The sequence below is a fragment of the Lacipirellula limnantheis genome, assembly GCF_007746075.1.
Lineage (GTDB): Bacteria > Planctomycetota > Planctomycetia > Pirellulales > Lacipirellulaceae > Lacipirellula > Lacipirellula limnantheis.
In genome coordinates, this window is record NZ_CP036339.1 from 5,115,202 (window position 1) to 5,132,198 (window position 16,997).

14 protein-coding genes are annotated in these 16,997 nt (G+C 62.4%); 3 read left to right on the top strand and 11 right to left on the bottom strand.

What is annotated here, in order from left to right:
* Positions 1-253: 253 nt before the first annotated feature.
* From serA to ubiE, 6 genes are all read right to left on the bottom strand, one after another.
* Positions 254-1,885 (bottom strand): phosphoglycerate dehydrogenase, encoded by a 1,632-nt coding sequence (serA, locus tag I41_RS19880; protein ID WP_145434674.1) that lies wholly within the window; start codon positions 1,883-1,885, stop codon positions 254-256.
* A gap of 85 nt (positions 1,886-1,970) precedes the next feature.
* Entirely contained in the window at positions 1,971-3,065 is a 1,095-nt protein-coding gene (gene serC, locus I41_RS19885; RefSeq protein WP_145434675.1) for a 3-phosphoserine/phosphohydroxythreonine transaminase, read from the bottom strand.
* A gap of 167 nt (positions 3,066-3,232) precedes the next feature.
* Positions 3,233-4,369: an aminofutalosine synthase MqnE gene (mqnE, locus tag I41_RS19890; RefSeq protein WP_145434676.1), complete on the bottom strand. Its 1,137-nt coding sequence runs from the start codon at positions 4,367-4,369 to the stop codon at positions 3,233-3,235.
* 116 nt (positions 4,370-4,485) lie between these two features.
* Positions 4,486-5,523 (bottom strand): UbiA-like polyprenyltransferase, encoded by a 1,038-nt coding sequence (locus I41_RS19895; protein WP_145434677.1) that lies wholly within the window; start codon positions 5,521-5,523, stop codon positions 4,486-4,488.
* Between the two features lie 103 nt (positions 5,524-5,626).
* The gene (locus I41_RS19900; protein ID WP_145434678.1) at positions 5,627-6,328 is read right to left on the bottom strand and encodes a UbiX family flavin prenyltransferase; all 702 of its coding nucleotides are present in this window, start codon (positions 6,326-6,328) and stop codon (positions 5,627-5,629) included.
* A gap of 250 nt (positions 6,329-6,578) precedes the next feature.
* Positions 6,579-7,292: a bifunctional demethylmenaquinone methyltransferase/2-methoxy-6-polyprenyl-1,4-benzoquinol methylase UbiE gene (ubiE, locus tag I41_RS19905; protein ID WP_145434679.1), complete on the bottom strand. Its 714-nt coding sequence runs from the start codon at positions 7,290-7,292 to the stop codon at positions 6,579-6,581.
* Positions 7,293-7,569: 277 nt separating this feature from the next.
* Between ubiE and I41_RS19910 the strand changes: the two genes are divergently transcribed.
* From I41_RS19910 to I41_RS19920, 3 genes are all read left to right on the top strand, one after another.
* Positions 7,570-8,334, top strand: coding sequence for a 2-phosphosulfolactate phosphatase (locus tag I41_RS19910; RefSeq protein WP_145434680.1), 765 nt, complete (start codon positions 7,570-7,572; stop codon positions 8,332-8,334).
* A gap of 164 nt (positions 8,335-8,498) precedes the next feature.
* On the top strand, positions 8,499-10,121 hold the full coding sequence (locus I41_RS19915) for a glycine--tRNA ligase (RefSeq protein WP_145436421.1): 1,623 nt from the start codon (positions 8,499-8,501) through the stop codon (positions 10,119-10,121).
* 192 nt (positions 10,122-10,313) lie between these two features.
* On the top strand, positions 10,314-11,171 hold the full coding sequence (locus tag I41_RS19920) for a transposase (RefSeq protein WP_145429803.1): 858 nt from the start codon (positions 10,314-10,316) through the stop codon (positions 11,169-11,171).
* A 17-nt stretch (positions 11,172-11,188) separates the two neighbouring features.
* Here I41_RS19920 and I41_RS19925 read toward each other — a convergent pair whose 3' ends face one another.
* The 5 genes from I41_RS19925 to I41_RS19945 all read right to left on the bottom strand — a co-directional run bounded on the left by I41_RS19925 (position 11,189) and on the right by I41_RS19945 (position 16,906).
* Positions 11,189-11,968, bottom strand: coding sequence for a hypothetical protein (locus tag I41_RS19925; RefSeq protein ID WP_145434681.1), 780 nt, complete (start codon positions 11,966-11,968; stop codon positions 11,189-11,191).
* A gap of 211 nt (positions 11,969-12,179) precedes the next feature.
* Complete coding sequence (locus I41_RS19930) at positions 12,180-14,123, bottom strand: cytochrome b N-terminal domain-containing protein (RefSeq protein WP_145434682.1); 1,944 nt, start codon at positions 14,121-14,123, stop codon at positions 12,180-12,182.
* Complete coding sequence (locus tag I41_RS19935) at positions 14,120-14,728, bottom strand: QcrA and Rieske domain-containing protein (RefSeq protein WP_145434683.1); 609 nt, start codon at positions 14,726-14,728, stop codon at positions 14,120-14,122. Before I41_RS19935 ends, I41_RS19930 begins: the two co-directional genes overlap by 4 nt.
* A gap of 83 nt (positions 14,729-14,811) precedes the next feature.
* Complete coding sequence (locus I41_RS19940; protein WP_145434684.1) at positions 14,812-15,810, bottom strand: DHH family phosphoesterase; 999 nt, start codon at positions 15,808-15,810, stop codon at positions 14,812-14,814.
* A gap of 166 nt (positions 15,811-15,976) precedes the next feature.
* Complete coding sequence (locus I41_RS19945; protein ID WP_246133706.1) at positions 15,977-16,906, bottom strand: bifunctional riboflavin kinase/FAD synthetase; 930 nt, start codon at positions 16,904-16,906, stop codon at positions 15,977-15,979.
* Positions 16,907-16,997: the final 91 nt, after the last annotated feature.

Consider the following 16,997-nt stretch of genomic DNA (forward strand, 5'->3'; position numbering starts at 1 on the left):
GTGCCGAATGGATGCTAGCATTGCCGCAAGAATGGGCAGGGAACGAGGGGCGACGGAAAGAATTTCAGGCCGCCGCGCAGGTATGGGGCATTTCCTTGGCTTTGCAGGCCCCTCGTTACGAGCACGCCGTTGTCGTCCTGAGCGCAGCGAAGGATTTGGCGCCTCGATCGAGCTTTCAGACTCTTCGCAAAGTTTTACCCTGACGGGACGAAGGGCTCAGAATGCCCCGCTCTGCGCCAGCACTAAGCCTTTCCTAGCCCTGCAGCCAAGTCGGCAACTGCCCGGCACTGGGCAGGTGAATCACCTTCGCGCTGCTGATCGCCGGAAGCTTGCGCACGGCTTCAACCGCTGCCGCGGGCGGTTCGCAGTCGAGATTCAGAATACCGACCGCTTCGCCGCCCGGCGCCTCGCCCGCACGTCCCACGGCCATCTGGCCGATGTTGACGTTGTGCTCGCCGAACGCCGTGCCGACGCCGCCGATAATGCCCGGCACGTCTTTGTGCGTGAACACCAATAAGCAGCCGTCGAGATACGCTTCGAGGCGGTAGCCGTCGAGCGAGACCAAACGCGGCATCGATTGGCCGAACACCGTTCCGGTCGCCTTGTGCTTTTGGCCGTCGGCGCCTTCGATTTCAAAGCTCATCGCGCTGCGGAAGGCGCCCATGTCGGTGCGGGCCTCGCTGCTCAGCTTGATCCCGCGCTCTTCGAGCAGCAGGCTGGCGTTGACGAGGTTCACTTCCTCTTCCAGGGCGCCCTGCAGCAGGCCGGCCGAAAACGCCGCCGTGAGGACTTTCGTGTCGCGGGCGGCAATCTCGCCGCGATAGGTGAGCTTACAAGACTTTAGCCCGCTGGGGATCAGCCCCGCCGCCAGGCGACCGAGTCGGAACGCCACGTCGAGGTACCCGCGGAGTTGCTCCAGCATCTTCGCGTCGAGCGACGCGATGTTGACGGCATTCTTGATCTGGCCGGTCGAGAGAAAGTCGGTCAGCAGTTGCACCGCTTCGACGGCGACCTGCGTTTGGGCCTCTTCGGTGCTTGCTCCGAGGTGAGGCGTGCACAACACCCCCGGCATGCCAAACAGCGGGCTGTTGGTGCACGGCTCCTCAACGAAGACGTCAAGCGCGACGCCGCCGATCTTACCCGATTTGAGCCCTTCGACGAGCGCCGCTTCGTTGTAAATGCCGCCGCGAGCCGCGTTAATCAATCGCACGCCTGGCTTCAGTCGCTCCAGTTGCGGAATATCGATCAGATTGCGCGTCTCTTCGGTGAGCGGCGTGTGGACCGAGAGGTAATCGACGTGCGGCAGCATGTCGTCGACTTTTTCATACCACTCGATGCCAAGCTCCTTCGCCTTCTCCTTGGACATGAAAGGATCGTAGCCTAGCACTCGCATCTCAAATGCTTGTGCTCGCTTGGCCACGGCCAAGCCGATGCGGCCAAGGCCAACGACGCCGAGCGTCTTGCCGGCGACCTGGGCGCCCATGTACTTGGCGCGATCCCAACGGCCTTCGATCAGGCCTTGGTAAGCCGGAGCCACGTTCCGCGACAAGGCGAGCATCAGCGTCACCGCGTGCTCGGCCGTACTGAGCGTGTTGCCCGCCGGGGTGTTCATCACGACGACCCCCGCCCGAGTGGCGGCGGCGCTGTTGATGTTGTCGGTGCCGACGCCGGCCCGGACGATCGCCTTCAGCTTGCGGTTCCCCTCGAGGGCCTCGGGGGTGATCTTCACGCCGCTGCGACAGATGGCGCCGTCGAACTCGGCGAGCGCCTTGCGCAGGTCGTCCCCCTTGAGGCCCGTCCGCACCTCGTAAGTAATGCCGGGCGCCGCGTCCAGCAGATCGAGGCCTTCTTGCGAGAGCGTATCGAGAACGATGACCGAGGGCATGATGTTATCGTGTGATGAAAGTTTGTAGATGGAGTGTGATCACAGCGAGCCGGGGCGTCCCCGCCCCCGGCTCCCAAGAAGAACGCTACTTCGCGTTCTTCTCCTTGAACTCCACCATAAAGTCGCGGAGCTTTTCGACGCCGGCCAGCGGCATCGCGTTGTAAATCGAAGCCCGAATGCCGCCGACGCTACGGTGGCCCTTCAAATCCGTAAGGCTTTGCTTCTTCGCCTCGCCGACGAACTGATCCGTCAGCTCGTCGCTCGGCAGCCGGAAAGTGACGTTCATCAGCGAACGATCTTCCCGCTGAGCATGACCGGCGTAGAAGCCGTTCGACTCGTCGAGCACGTCGTACAGCAGTTTCGCCTTGTCCTGGTTCCGCTGGTACATCGCGTCGAGCCCGCCGACGTCGTTCAGCAACCAATCGGTGACGAGCTTGAGCACGTAGATGCCAAACGTCGGCGGCGTGTTCCACATCGAGCCGTTGTCGGCGTGGATTTGGTAGTTCAGGTAGCCCGGCATGTTGGGATCGCTCCGCTTCAGCAGATCCTTGCGGATGATCACCACCGTCACGCCGGAGGGGCCCGCGTTCTTCTGGGCACAGGCGTAGAGGAGCCCGTACTTGCTCACGTCGAGCGGCTTGTAAAGGAACTCGCTCGACGCATCGCACACCAGCGGCACTTCGCCGACTTCCGGCTCGCTTTTGAACTGCACGCCCTGAATCGTTTCGTTCGACGTGTAGTGAATGTACGCGGCTTGCGGATTGAGTTTCAGGTCCCCGTTCTTTGGCAGGCGATCGTAGTTGGTCGACTTGCCATCCCAGGCGACGCTCGTCTCGCCTTCCTTCTTCGCTTCCTTGAGCGCATCGTTACCCCACGAACCGGTGAGGATGTAGTCGGCCGATTGCCCCTTGCCGAGCAGGTTCATCGGGATCATCGAGAACTGCAGCCGACTCCCCCCCTGCAGAAAGAGCACAGCGTAGTCGTCGGAGATCGACAGCAACTTACGCAGATTCGCTTCGGCCGCCTCGGCAATGGCCACGAACGTACCGCTGCGATGGCTGATTTCGAGGATCGAGGCGCCCACGCCCGGCAACGCGAGCATGTCGCGTTGAATCGATTCCAGCACGGGAACCGGCATCACAGCGGGGCCGGCGGAGAAATTGTAGACCCGTTGGGTCATGGCGAATCCTTAGCGAGCGAGGTCCGGCAAAGTGAAAACGAGCATTTTAGCCCTGCCAGCGCAAGTTGGCGATGGGGTCAGATCGCCGGCCTATCCTGAGCCGCTGCTAGGGATTTGGCCAAGTGCCGGCGTTTGCTGTGAAATTGCACCCGGCCAGGATGCCCGGGCTATTTCGCGGCCGCGATCGCTTCGCCGGTCCGCCACGCGTTTCCTTCGCGTTCCACTCGATGATAGAGCGTGTCTCGCTCCACAGGTTCGCGGCCGGCCTCTTCGATCAGCTGGCGGATTTGCTCGACGCTCAGAATCTCGGGCGTTTCCGCCCCGGCGTCGTGATAGATCAGCTCGTGCCGCACGGTGCCGTCGATGTCGTCGGCGCCGTAGGCGAGCGCACACTGGGCCGTGCCGATGCCGAGCATGATCCAGTACGCCTTCATATGGGCGATGTTGTCGAGCATCAGCCGGCTCACCGCCATTGTCCGCAGGTCCATCAGGGCGTTCGGCTTCTTGATGTGCGACAGCCCCGTGTTGTCGGGATGGAACGCCAGCGGAATGAACGTCTGGAACCCGCCCGTTTCGTCCTGCAAATCGCGGAGGCGAATCAGGTGGTCGATGCGGTGGTAAGCCTGCTCGATGTGGCCGTAGAGCATCGTGCAGTTCGACCGCAGCCCCAGCTGATGGGCGTTGCGGTGCGTCTCGAACCAGCGGGTCGAATCGGCCTTGTGCTCGCAGATTTTGTTGCGAACTTCCGGATGAAAGATCTCGGCTCCGCCGCCGGGCAAGCTGCCGACGCCCGCGTCGATCATGTCTTCCAGGACCCAGCGAATGGGCTTTTGCGTCTGCCGCGAAAACCAATCGATCTCGACCGGCGTCCACGCCTTCAGGTGCAACTCCGGAAAACTCTCGTGCAGCGTGCTGATCACGCCGCGATACCACTCGTACTTCGCTTGATGGTGCAACCCGCCGACGATGTGCAGCTCGGTGCAGCCGTTGTCGACCGCCTCCTGCCCGCGAGCCCGCACCTGCTCCTCGTCCATCAAGTACCCCTTGGCCGACCGAAGATCGGCTCGGAACGCGCAAAACGTGCAGCGATAGACGCAGACGTTCGTCGGGTTCAGGTGGGTGTTGATGTTGTAGTAGCCGGCGTCGCCATTCTTCCGCTCGCGGACGAGATTGGCCAGCTCGCCGACTTCCGGCAGCGGCGCGGCGTCGCTGTAGAGCGTGAGCCCGTCGTCGAACGACAACCGCTCCCCAGCCTCTACCTTCTCGCGAATGGGGCGGAGAATTTCTGACGAAGTTCTTAGCATCGCTTTTCTTAATTCAAATAGGTCTCACGCAAAGGCGCGAAGGCGCAAAGAGTACAAAACCAAAAACTTGTATTTCCTTCGCGCCTTCGCGCCTTTGCGTGAAATCTGCTCTTTCTTCAAAGCAATAAATCGACCGTTCCGACTACCAGTAGCCCCAGGCTGATGATCGCGTTCACGTTAAAAAATGCCGTGTTGACGCGGGCGAGGTCGTCGGGCCGCACGAGGGCATGTTCGTATACCAGCAGGGCGGCCACGGCCGCGACTCCCGCCCACCAGACACCGCCAAACGGCGGGTAGATTAACGGCAGTAGCGCTAAAAGGACTATTGTCACGAAATGGCAGGCCGCCGCCAGCCGGAGCGCGCCGGCCACCCCCAGCCGCACCGGAATACTATGCAGCTTCGCCTCCCGGTCGTAGGCGAAATCTTGGCAGGCGTAGATGACGTCGAACCCCGCCACCCACGCCGCCACGGCCGCCCCCAGAACAATCGCCGGCAGCAAATCGGCCGGATGCAAGGCGACCGTCTCGCCTCGAATGGCGATCCAGGCCGCGATCGGCGACATCGCCAGGGCCACCCCCAACCAGAAATGGGCCAGCGACGTAAACCGCTTGGCGTAGCTGTACCCGCACAAAAACGCGAGCACCGGCACAGCCAAGTAGAGCGGCAACCAGTTCGGCAGAAACAGCAGCGTGCTCGCCACGAACCCCGCGCTGCACGCGATGGCAAAGAACGTCACTTGGCCTGCGCTCAAGAGCCCGGCAGGAATATGCCGCCCCGCCGTCCGCGGGTTGAGGGCGTCGAGATTCCGATCAACCAACCGATTGAAGGCCATCGCCGCGCTGCGGGCGAAGACCATGCAGAGGAGGATACCGACGAGTTCCTGCCAGCGGATTTGGAACTTCGCCGCCCTAGCCCAGTCAAATGGAATGACCTGGAACCCTAGAATATTGAGGTACGGATCGTGGATGAATACCTGCGTCCCGCCTGCGCCAATTGAGTACGTTGTGGGATCGTATGGATCAATTTCTGGGGCAGGGTAATCAATCGCCTGCATCCGCCAAGCCATCAACGCCGCCAACAGCGCAAACGGCAACGCAAACAGCGTGTGGCTGAACCGAATCAGCGAAAGAAAGTGGCGGATCGTTTGGAGCATTCTCAAATACAAGTCTCACGCAAAGGCGCGAAGGCGCAAAGAATTCAAAAGCAAACTTGTATTTCCTTTGCGCCTTCGCGCCTTTGCGTGAGATCTTTCTTTCTTATTTATCCGCGCCCCAGCGGTTGATGAGGGCGTTGTCGATGCCGAGTTGGTCGCAGATGCGCGCCACCATGAAGTCGACCAGATCCCGCAGCGTGTTCACCCCGTGGTACCACCCCGGCGCCGCCGGCATCACCACGGCGCCCGCCTCGGTGCACTTCCGCAGGTTGTCGATATGCGGCAGCGAAAGCGGCGTCTCGCGCGGCACGAGGATCAACTTCCGTCGTTCCTTCAAGTGAACCTCGGCGGCCCGTTGAATGAGGTTCCCCGAGGAGGCGTGGGCGACGGCGCTCAGCGTCGATCCCGAGCAAGGCGTGATCACCATCCCCTGGGTGAGGAACGACCCGCTGGCAATCGGGGCGCTGTAGTTCTGATAGTGGTGGTAGTGGAGTTGTCCCACGCGGCCCGCTTCGACCGACAACACGTTGCTGTCGGCAGTACCGATCCCAGCGCTCGCCTGCAACATGCGGATCTTGCTATCGGAAGCGTGCGTCACGTCCTCCAGCATCAGGTCGGCTGGTTGGAAATCGTTGAGGTCGACGCGCAAGTCCATCTCCTCGTGGATGACTTGCGCTCCCGATGGGCTGATCGACAGGTGCACGTCGTACCCCGTGGCGAGCAGCACCTCGATCAACCGCAGCGAGTAAACGGCGCCGCTGGCTCCGGTGACGCCGATGCAGATGTTTTTCGGTTTGGTAGGCATGATGTGTCAGTGGTCTTCAGGTAGCCGCGGCTCAACGAGCCGCCGGAGGGGTTCAGAAGATTAACCACGAAGGCACGAAGATCACCAAGAAACACGAAGGAATCTAGAGGAAGGGAAGAGCGGCAAATCAGGCGACAAGGCGAGCCCTCCCTGATCATTCCCTTCGTCTCCGTTCTGGGTGCGTCTTCATGTCCTTCGTGCCTTGGTGGTTAGTCTTGCTCGCCGCTCCGGCGGGGGCGCCGCCCCGCGGCTACGGTTTCTTCCCAACATAAAGCGTCGCTACCCCCAGTGTAAGCGGCCGATAGCTCACCTCGGTCAGCCCCACGCGCCGCATTCGCTCGGCCAGGGCTTCGCCCTGCGGGAACTCGCCGACGCTCTCCGGCAGATAGCTGTAGGCGCTCTCCGCATTCCGGGCGAGCATCTGCCCAATCCGCGGCAGCACGTTGCGGAAATACCAACTGTAAATCCCCTTGAACGGCTGCCACTCGGGCGACGAAAACTCCAGCACCGCCACCTGCCCGCCAGGCGAACAGACGCGGGTCATCTCCGCCAGCCCGGCGTCGGTGTCGGCGACGTTCCGCAGCCCGAAGGCCACGGTGACGATGTTGAACCGGTCGCTCGGAAACGGCAGGTTCTGAGTATCCGCCTCGATGAAACTCAGCCGGTCGCCGGCCCGCGCCTTCATCCCCTTCTGATGGCCGAGGGCAAGCATCTCGTGGCAGAAGTCGGCGCCGACGATTTCCGCCTTACCGCTAGTCGCCTTGTGGTACGCCAAAGCCAGGTCGCCGGTGCCGGTGCAGACGTCGAGAATCCGGTCGCCGCTCTGCGGGGCCACTGTTCGCACCGTCCGCCACCGCCAGTAGCGATCGACGTTGAGCGACAGCAGATGATTCAAGAAGTCGTACTTGCCGGCGATCTCGCCAAACATCCGACGAACGCGCGGGCCAGATTTGTCGACGGTCATGTGGCGAGAATCTTGGGTGTGCTCTAGAGACCGACGAATCGACCGCGGATTAACAGGGGGAGATGGGAGAACGGCAGTATCGCAGTAGAATGTCGGCCTCGCTAGCCGCTCAAGATTGAACGAAACGCCCCCAACATTTGTCATTCTGAGCCCTTCGTCCCGTCAGGGTGAACTCCGCGAAGAATCTAGCCGCTCGCTTGGCGCTAGACCCTTCGCGCCGCTCAGGATGGCGGCTGCTCCTTAAACTTACCGCTCCCCTGCCCTGCAGATTCCGCCGATGCCCAAGCTCCAAGTCCACTTCCTCCCCTCCCACGTCCCCGCCGAAGACCTAGCCGGCAGCGTCGTCATCGTCATCGACATGCTGCGGGCCTCGTCGACGATCTGCCAGGCCCTTGCGTCGGGGGCGACCTGCGTGATGCCGTTCCTCGAAATCGACGACGCCCGCAGCGCCGCCGAGCAATTCGACCGCGCCGCGATCGTCCTCGGCGGCGAACGCCATGGCCGGATCATCGACGGCTTCGACCTCGGCAACTCGCCGCTGGAGTACAGTCCGGTCGCCGTCGCCGGCCGGCCGCTGCTGTTCACCACCACTAACGGCACGCGGGCTCTCCACCACGCCCGAATGGCTCGCCGCACGCTCGTCGGTTGTGCTCTGAACCGCCAGGCGATCGCCGACGCCGCGGCCGCCGAACCGCGGGTCGATATCCTCTGCGCCGGCACCGACGGCGCCATCACCGGCGAAGACATCCTCGCCGCCGGCGCGATCGCCGACGCCCTCGTTGGCGACGCCAACGCCGCTGGCTGGGAACTGAACGCCGAGGCCCAAAGCGCCCTCGATCAGTGGCGGTCGCTCCTCGCCCTCGCCGCCGCCACCGGCCGCACGCCCTCCGACCAATTCGCAGTCGCCATGGAACAAACCCCCGGCGGCAGCAACCTCTTAGAAATCGGCCACGGCATCGACCTCCCGGCGTGCGCGGAACTCGACATCCTGCCGATCGTCCCCGAACTCAACCACAAGACCGGCGAAATCCGCCCGGCATAGACGCCCCTCCAAATGCCCAGCTACAATGGTGGGCTTTATCTAAGAAAAACCTCTCGCAAAGGCGCGAAGGCGCAAAAAATACAGAACTAAACTTGTATTTTCCTTTGCGCCTTCGCGCCTTTGCGTGAAACACTCTCTGAAGAAAAAAGAGTCTCGCGATGGACATGGACAAGCTCGTCTCGCTCTGCAAACGCCGCGGATTTCTCTTTCAATCGAGCGAAATCTACGGCGGCCTCAACGGCTTTTGGGACTACGGTCCCCTCGGCGTTGAGCTGAAGCGAAACATCAAGGAAGCGTGGTGGCAGGACATGGTCCGCGGCCACGACGAGCTCTCCACGCCCGCCGGCGCTCCTGAGGCGTACGAGATGACCGGGCTCGATTGCACGATCATCATGCACCCGCAGGTTTGGAAGGTCTCCGGCCATTACGACCTCTTCTGCGACATGATGGTTGACTGCAAGGAGACGAAAAAACGCTACCGCTTCGACCAGCTCCGTGGCCGCTGGGTCGTTGCCAAAGGCAAGCGAGTCTTCATCACGACGCTCGCCGAAGCGGAGCAGGAAACCGAAGACCTCGAGAAGCGCGCCCTGAAAGCGTTCAACCTCCGCGGCAAGGATGCGGCCAGCCTCAGCTGGGAAGAGAAGTCGATGTCGCTTGATCAGGTCGACGATCTCGCCAACGTCTTCGCTCCCGAAGCTAAGGAAATCGGCACGCTCACCGAGCCGCGCGAATTCAACCTGATGTTCAAAACCATCGTCGGCGCGATGGGCACTGAAGAAGACGCCGCGTTCCTCCGTCCCGAGACGGCCCAGGGCATCTTCGTCAACTTCAAGAACGTCCTCGACAGCACCCGCGTCAAGGTGCCGTTTGGCATCGCCCAAATTGGTAAAAGCTTTCGCAACGAAATCACGCCGCGGAACTTCACCTTCCGCAGCCGCGAGTTCGAGCAGATGGAAATCGAGTTCTTCTGCCACCCGAACGCCTCGCGTAAGTGGTACGAGTACTGGCGCGACCGCCGCATGAAGTGGTACACCGACCTCGGCCTCGCCGGCGAACGGCTCGTGATGCGCGAACACGCGGCCGACGAACTGAGCCACTACTCGGTCGGCACTGCCGACATCGAGTACGCGTTCCCCTTCCTGCCGGAGGGTGAATTCGGCGAGCTGGAAGGCATCGCCCACCGCGGCGACTTCGACCTCCGCAGCCACATGGAAGGCAAGCTCGTGAAGAACGCCGAGGGCTGCCTTGAGGTCGAGATGATTCCCGTCGAAGGCAAGCCCGACAAGCTGCGGCCAAAGCACCGCGGCAGCGGCCGCGACCTCACCTATCGAGACGAAGTGACGAACGAAAAATTCGTCCCGCACGTGATCGAGCCCTCCAGCGGCGCCGACCGCGCGACCCTCGCCTTCCTCTGCGAGGCTTACCACGAGGATCAAGCCCCTGACGAAAACGGCGAGCTGCAAACCCGCGTCGTGATGCGGTTCCACCCGCGAATCGCCCCGATCAAGGCCGCCGTCTTCCCGCTGGTGAAGAAGGACGGCCTCCCCGAGATCGCCCAAGAGATCTACCGCAAGCTGAAGGCGAAGTTCTCGGCATTCTACGACGAAAAGGGCGCCGTCGGCCGTCGCTACCGCCGCCAGGACGAAGCGGGCACGCCCTACTGCATTACCGTCGACGGCCAAACGCTGACCGATGGCACCGTCACGATCCGCGATCGCGACACGCTGGAGCAGTGGCGCGTGAAGGTGGCAGACGTGGTTGAGGAGATTTCGAAGCGGGTGATGTAGCGACGAGCGTACGAGGCATTACAGCCCCGGGCTCCGCCCGGGGGTCGCGCACCACATCTCAATGGGTTGCCCTGCGCGGCGTCACCCCCGGGCGGACAACATAATGCAATAGCTAGCACGCGTCGCTAACGGTAAAAAGGCCCGCGTTCCAGGCTGTTCCTAGAGACCTGACACGTTTCTAGGAGGTGAGCCATGGAACGCGAACTCTGGAGCGTACTATACCGTTTGACTCGGCGGTTATGCAGCGATCGTTCGGGACACGTCTATTCGGTCAGTTGGATCGTCGGCGTCTATCTCTGGGCGGTGATCCACGATCGACCGGTGAGTTGGGCGTGTCGGCCGGAGAATTGGCCGTCGTCATGGCAGGTGCGGCTGCCGAGCCAATCGACGGCGAGCCGTCGTCTCCGCACGGCGGCGGCCGTGGAACTGATCGAGCGGTTGAGGAAGCGTTGCTGGCAGGGCCCGCACCCGCCGGAGGTGAGCTTCCTCGACGGTAAGCCGTTGCCGGTAGGAGGCTTCAGCAAGGATCCCGACGCCACGCGCGGGCATGGCGTCGGCGGCCCGGCCCGCGGCTACAAGCTGCACGCCGTCTGGACGATCGATGCGCTCGTGGCGTGCGAAATCCAGCCGCTCAACGTGAGCGAACAGACGGTCGCCCGGCGACTCTTGCCGCAAGTCGGCGGAGGCTGCGTCCTGGCCGACGGCAACTACGACAGCAACCCGCTGCACGAGATCGCCGCACGGTCGGGCGTGACGTTGATCGCTCCGCAGCGTCGCGCGGGACGAGCGCTGGGCCACCGCCGCCACAGCATCGGCCGCTTGCAGTCGATCGAACTGCTGACGACCGCCGATGGCCAAGCACTCTTCAAGCAGCGGACGTACATCGAGCAACGCTTCGCTCAACTCACCAATTTCGGCGGCGGGCTCGGACCACTCCCCAACTGGGTGAGGCGACTGCCGCGCGTCACCCTCTGGGTGAACGCCAAACTCTGCATCCAGGCCGCTAGAAACCACTTGCGACGAGGAAACGATCTGATGGCGTTTGCATAATGTTGCGGAGCCCGGGGCTAGAAGCTGTTGCTACCTAGCGCAGAACGTCCCAACCCGCTCGCACCGCGTTCAGCAGCATTAATGCGCAGCTGATTATCGCCCCACAAGGGCTCCCCGCCGACGGTGCGCTCCATCGTCGCCTGCACTTCGCCCAACCGCTCGTCAATCGAGTCGAGCCGCACGTCAACCTTGCGCCCACGCCGCCATAGCCGCACGGCGAGGGATGCCAGCCCGCAAGTGAGCAATCCTTCGCCGGCCAGCGTCGCCGGCAGTCCCCACTGCGCGGCGAACGCATGCCCTGAAAGGTTTGCCGCCACGAGCAACCCGACGCCCGCGAAAAATGCAAGTGATCCGAGCGTGAGCAGCAACGTCACGCCCCACGCCGCCTTTGGCGTGTGCGCGACGTCTGCTTCAACCGATTGATGAGCAGCGATGCGCAACATCTGCTGGATCGCGAACGGCTGTTCGCCGCGAATTGAATCAAGCGGCGCCGGCTCCCGTAACAACGGCGAGCCATGCGAGAAGTCGCTCCGCAGCGTCGGCCGCAACATCCGCTCCAGCCGCCGCAGTTCGTCGTCGCTCCCGGCGAGCTTCGGTCGTCTCAACGGCGCCGCATGCCGCGCGACTTCATCAAATTCCTCAAGTTCCACCCCGCAATCTGCCAGCGCCGCCAGTTTCAGCCCCGGCGACAAACCGCTCGGCGCCGCGACAAACGCCTGCATGCAGCGCGAGCACGCCGCCGGACCGCTGTGGTCGCGGGCGGCCGGTATATCTTGCTGGCAGTGGCGACACCACATGAATAGGAATCGACGAGGTGAAAAGGCCCAACGCACGCCGCGCACGAAGTGCGGCATCCTCTCACGCTATCGACCGGCGGCGGTGTGAATCTGTAAAGATTCCACAAACTTTCCCACCAAAGAGATCTCACGCAAAGGCGCGAAGGCGCAAAGGAAATGCGGGGACAGATAGTCTGTTCTTCGCGCCTTCGCGCCTTTGCGTGAGATATTCTTACTCCACCGGCTCGCTCACCCGCACCCAGTCGCCGCGGAGCCAGTCGACAATCAGCCCCAGCGACTTGTCGTCCAGCTGATTCAGCTGCGGATTGTCATGCGGCCCGAATGCCGGCATCCGGTCGTTGTTGTCGCCGTAGAATCGTTCGCCCGCCGGGTTGCGTACGAACGCCAGCAGCCACTCGCGCGACATGTACCCGGTGAGGTCGGGGGCCGTGCCAAGGTCTCCCGCGTCGTGGAACTTGTGGCAGTCAGTGCAGCTCATGCCGCTCTCGAGCATCTCGCTGAGGCCGCCGGCGATCAGCTCGCGCCCTTCGGCGATTCGGTTCTGCCGCTCTTCATTGGTCTTCGGCGCCGTCGGTAGCGCCGCCTCCGCTTCGAGCGCCTCGGCAACCTTGGCGAACGCCTCTTTCGCCTTCGCCCGCTGCTCGTCGTCGACGTCGGCGCCGAGCGATTCGGTCACATAGGAGACCATATCTCCTTCGACGAACGGCGAACCTTCGTACCCGAAATAATGTGCGCTCGCGATCTTCTCCGGGTTGAGAATCCCCGCCGCCCACGCTTCGCTGCCGACGCCGAACAGATTCGGCGCCGTCGGCGCGGCGTTGACGATGGCGTGCGGCTGCTCCTCCGCTGGCTTGCTCGGATCGACGTAGTTGTGGCAGCTCGCACAGTTCTGCGCGAACAGCCTCGGCCCTTGCAGCAGCGGATCGTCGTACATCAGCGAGAGCGCGCCTGTCGGCGGAATTCGCTCCGGCGACTCGGCCAACTCGATCACCCGATCCGCTTCGCGGTGCGCCTCCGCCTTCGCATTGAGGAATCGCTCAGAGGCCTCGTACCGCGCCGCCAGCACCGGATCGTCCGCTTTGAGAATCTCTTCCTTCGAATTCCACGCTGCGAAGTAATCCTCATGAATCGCCTGCGCCGTGAGCGCCGCCGCTCCGCCGAGCAACAAGAACAGCATCGCGATGTTGATGAGATGCCCGGTGCGCGTCCGGCCGATCCACGGCATCAGGAACAGCACCGCCATGATCAGCCCGGGGATGATAAACGCCCCCCAGACTTCCAGCTCGCCCGGGAACCACTTCAAAAACTGGAACAGGAACAAAAAGTACCACTCGGGCCGCGCGGCGTCGTACGGGTTCGCCGGGTCGGCCGGCGCGGTCAGTTCTGCCCCGCCGAAGTAGATCGTCAGCAGCAGCACGACCGTCAGCACGGCGAGCGCCGCGATGCTGTCCTTCAGCACCTGATCGGGCCAGAACATCGCGTCCTTCGTCGGATCGGGCTTCCGCGCGTGGAGCCCATGTCGCCGGAACAGCGCGATGTGCAGCACCAGGAACGCCATCAGTGCCCCCGGCAACACGCCCGCGTGCAGCGCGAAGAACCGCGTCAGCGTCTGATGTCCATACTCGCTGCCGCCGACGGCTAGCTTCTTCACATCGGGCCCGATGACCGGCGCTTGGCTTGCAAGATTGGTGCCCACGCTCGTGGCCCAATATCCCTTCTGATCCCACGGCAACAGATAGCCGGTGAGCGCGAGCCCCAGCACGATCAACATCAACACGAGGCCGAGAATAAAGTTGAGTTCGCGCGGCGCGCGGTACGCCCCGTCCCACACCACTTGCAGGAAGTGGATCGCCAGCAGCACCACCATCGCCTGGGCCATGAAGTGGTGAATGCCGCGCAGCAGCCAGCCGCCGTTCATCTCGTACTGAATGTAGAAGACGCTTTCCCAAGCCGTCTGCGTGCTCGGGCTGTACGCCATCCACAGGAAGACGCCGGTGATCAGCTGCGTCATGAACGCCATGACGAGAGTGCTGCCCCAGACGTAGCGCCACCGCGCGCCGCCGGGGATCGGTTCGTACAACGAATCGTGAATCAGCTTGCGGACCCCGGCCCGATCGTCGAGCCAATCGCCCAGCGATTGAAAGAGTTTCGTCATGCCGTCGGAATCTTTTCCTTGTGACCGGTCTGGAAGTCGATGAACTCGACCCACACTTCGGCGATCTCCGTACCGTCGCCCGTCTTCGCTTGCCGAATCGAAACGGGCAGCGTATCCATGCCGCGAGGCGCCACTTCGGCGTCCCCATTCAACCGCTCGCCATTGAGCTTGAACGCACTCGTGTGGCACGGGCACTGAAACACCTTCGCCCCCGGCGTGTAACCGATGAAGCAGCCCGCGTGGGGACACTTCGCAGTGAACGCCGTCGGCTTCTCCTCGCCGGCATTGCGAATGAGATAGACGGCGCCAACGCGCTGCGCCGGGTAGCGAGTCCAAGCATCTTCGCGATCGGCGACGACTGGAAAGTAGCGCGGCATGCCATCGTCCGGCACCTGGTCGAGCAGCGCGATCCGCACCTCGGGCGACTTACTTTTGCGGAATAGGGGCGTGAGAAACGCGGCGATCCCGACGCCAATCGGCGTCAGCACCGCGATGCTGCCCGTTACCACGGCAGCCGTGATCGCAAAAAACGACCGCCGATTCTCGACCGGTCGACCAAGAATCGACGTCGACGGCCGCGGGGATAGATCTCTCTGATCAGACATAAAACGATTCTCGTCGGATTAACTTCGGTCATCGGACGACCGACAATGACGTCGGCAACTTAACGCCGCACGCCAACGTCGCGCTACTTACTCTCGCATTCTCCCATTCCCAACCGCACCGCTTCAAGCACCGCCTGTTGGGCCTCAATCATGGGCCCGGCAAACGTGATTCCCGCCGCCGCCTTGTGTCCGCCGCCGCCAAACTGGTTCGCCAACTGATTGACGTCGAACGCACTGCGGCTCCGCAGGCTGACCTTCGTCACCGTCGGCTCTAGCTCGACGAACAACAGGGCCACTTCCACGCCCTTGACGGTCAACAACATATTGATGACGTCTTCAGTGTCGGTTTTCTGAGCGTTGGTTTCGCGAAAATCAATCGCCGAGACTTCAGTCCACATCATTCGCCCATGGCACTCGGGCTTCACCCGTTCGAGGATTCGCCCTCTCAAGTGAAGCCTCGGCAAACTGTGTTGCTCGAACAGTTCGGCGAACGTTTTGGCCGGGCTTGCTCCCGCCGCCGTCAGCTTGGCGAGCGCCGCGAAAGTGTCGGCCGTCACCGAAGGAAACCTAAACCAACCAGTATCAGTCGCAATCGCCGCAAACAGCGGCGCGGCGATCTCCGGCGTGATCGGCACGCCGAGTTCCTTAGCCAACTGCAAGATCAGCCGCCCGGTCGCTTCGGCCGTGTTGTCTTTGAAGACGGCGGCGCCAAGATCGTCTTCGCTGGCGTGATGGTCGATCACCGCCTTCGCTCCCCGAAACCCGCGCAGCACGTCGGCCATCCCGCCTAGTTGGCTCCAGGCGCTCGTGTCGACGACGATCATTGCATCGAAGCCTCGCAGCGCCTCAAGCGGCGCGGTCGCGCCCAGCACGCCCACGCGGCCGTAGGGATCCATAAAGGCGATATGCTCCGGCACCTCGTCGGCGTTGACGACGGCAACCTGCTTACCGATCGTTTCGAGGATCAGCGCCAGAGCCATCTCGCTCCCGATCGCGTCGCAGTCGGCTCGCTGGTGGCTTGTCAGCAAAAACCGATCATGCGACCGAATCATCTCCACCAGCGGCAACCAATCGATCTTCATGTCAACTTCTTATCTGCTGATGGAAACTAAATACGAGGTAATCACAAAATAGACGAAAGGAACGAAAGATAAAAATTGACCTCCCCTCTCCTTCTGAAATTTCTGTGTGCCCTTTGTGCCTTAGTGGTTCAATCTCTTCTTTTCGTACTTTTCGTCATTTTCGTGGTTAAAAACCCTTCCCAGCAATTTCCCGAGCCCGCCCCACGTCCTCGCGCAACTGCGCCACTAACTCATCCTTCGAACCAAACGCCCACACTTCTCTCAGTTTACTTAGAAACTCGACCTCCAGCGGTTCGCCGTACAGCGACTCCTCACGGTCGATCAGATGAACCTCGACCTTCACCGCGTGCTCGCCAAACGTTGGATTGGGCCCGATGTTAATCGCGGCGGCCACCGCCTCGCCGCGCAGTGGAACCCTTCCCGCATAAACCCCAATCGCCGGCAGCAGCGTATCAATTGCCTCTAAATTTGCTGTCGGGAAGCCAATCGTCGCCCCGCGCCCTGCCCCGTGGGTCACCATCCCACGGATCCGATAGGGTGCGGTCAACATCGTGGCCGCCTTCGCCACGTCTCCGTTCCCAATCAGCCGTCGGATGAGCGAGCTCGAAACTAGCTGTCCTTCAAGCTCCACCGGCCGGACGATATCGAGCGTCATTCCCGCCCTGCGGGTCATCTCCACCAGCCGGTCGATGGTCCCCTCACGATTGTGCCCGAAGTAGAAGTTCGGCCCCTCAACCATCGCCCTCGCCCCGATGGCCTCCACAACGATCCGATCGAAAAACTGCTGGGCGGAGAGTTGCAGCAGCCGCCGATCAGTCGGGTAGGCCACGATGCAATCGACCCCCAAATCCTTCAGCAGCTTCGCCTTGCGCTCGGTCCAGGTCAGCGGCGGCGGCGATTCTTGCGGCCGCAACAGCCGCACGGGATGGGGATCGAAGGTGAAGACGACCGCCGGGCCGTCTAATTCTCGGGCCCGTTGAAGCAGCTGATCGACGATCCGCCGGTGCCCCAAGTGGACCCCGTCAAAGTTGCCAATGGCCATCGCCCCGCCGCGGGCGCCGGCGGGCAGTTGCTCAAGATGGCGAATGATCGGCACGCGCGATTGGCTCGCTCGGAGGGATCTTTAGTCGGCCGATAGCCCGGCAAATAGCGATTATCGAATTGGCATGACGCCCGGTCAACGACCG

Coding starts and splice junctions, on each gene's coding strand:
- serA (WP_145434674.1), bottom strand. CDS start 1,885: ATGCCCTCGGTCATCGTTCTCGATACGCTCTCGCAAGAAGGCCTCGAT.
- serC (WP_145434675.1), bottom strand. CDS start 3,065: ATGACCCAACGGGTCTACAATTTCTCCGCCGGCCCCGCTGTGATGCCG.
- mqnE (WP_145434676.1), bottom strand. CDS start 4,369: ATGCTAAGAACTTCGTCAGAAATTCTCCGCCCCATTCGCGAGAAGGTA.
- I41_RS19895 (WP_145434677.1), bottom strand. CDS start 5,523: ATGCTCCAAACGATCCGCCACTTTCTTTCGCTGATTCGGTTCAGCCAC.
- I41_RS19900 (WP_145434678.1), bottom strand. CDS start 6,328: ATGCCTACCAAACCGAAAAACATCTGCATCGGCGTCACCGGAGCCAGC.
- ubiE (WP_145434679.1), bottom strand. CDS start 7,292: ATGACCGTCGACAAATCTGGCCCGCGCGTTCGTCGGATGTTTGGCGAG.
- I41_RS19910 (WP_145434680.1), top strand. CDS start 7,570: ATGCCCAAGCTCCAAGTCCACTTCCTCCCCTCCCACGTCCCCGCCGAA.
- I41_RS19915 (WP_145436421.1), top strand. CDS start 8,499: ATGGACAAGCTCGTCTCGCTCTGCAAACGCCGCGGATTTCTCTTTCAA.
- I41_RS19920 (WP_145429803.1), top strand. CDS start 10,314: ATGGAACGCGAACTCTGGAGCGTACTATACCGTTTGACTCGGCGGTTA.
- I41_RS19925 (WP_145434681.1), bottom strand. CDS start 11,968: ATGTGGTGTCGCCACTGCCAGCAAGATATACCGGCCGCCCGCGACCAC.
- I41_RS19930 (WP_145434682.1), bottom strand. CDS start 14,123: ATGACGAAACTCTTTCAATCGCTGGGCGATTGGCTCGACGATCGGGCC.
- I41_RS19935 (WP_145434683.1), bottom strand. CDS start 14,728: ATGTCTGATCAGAGAGATCTATCCCCGCGGCCGTCGACGTCGATTCTT.
- I41_RS19940 (WP_145434684.1), bottom strand. CDS start 15,810: ATGAAGATCGATTGGTTGCCGCTGGTGGAGATGATTCGGTCGCATGAT.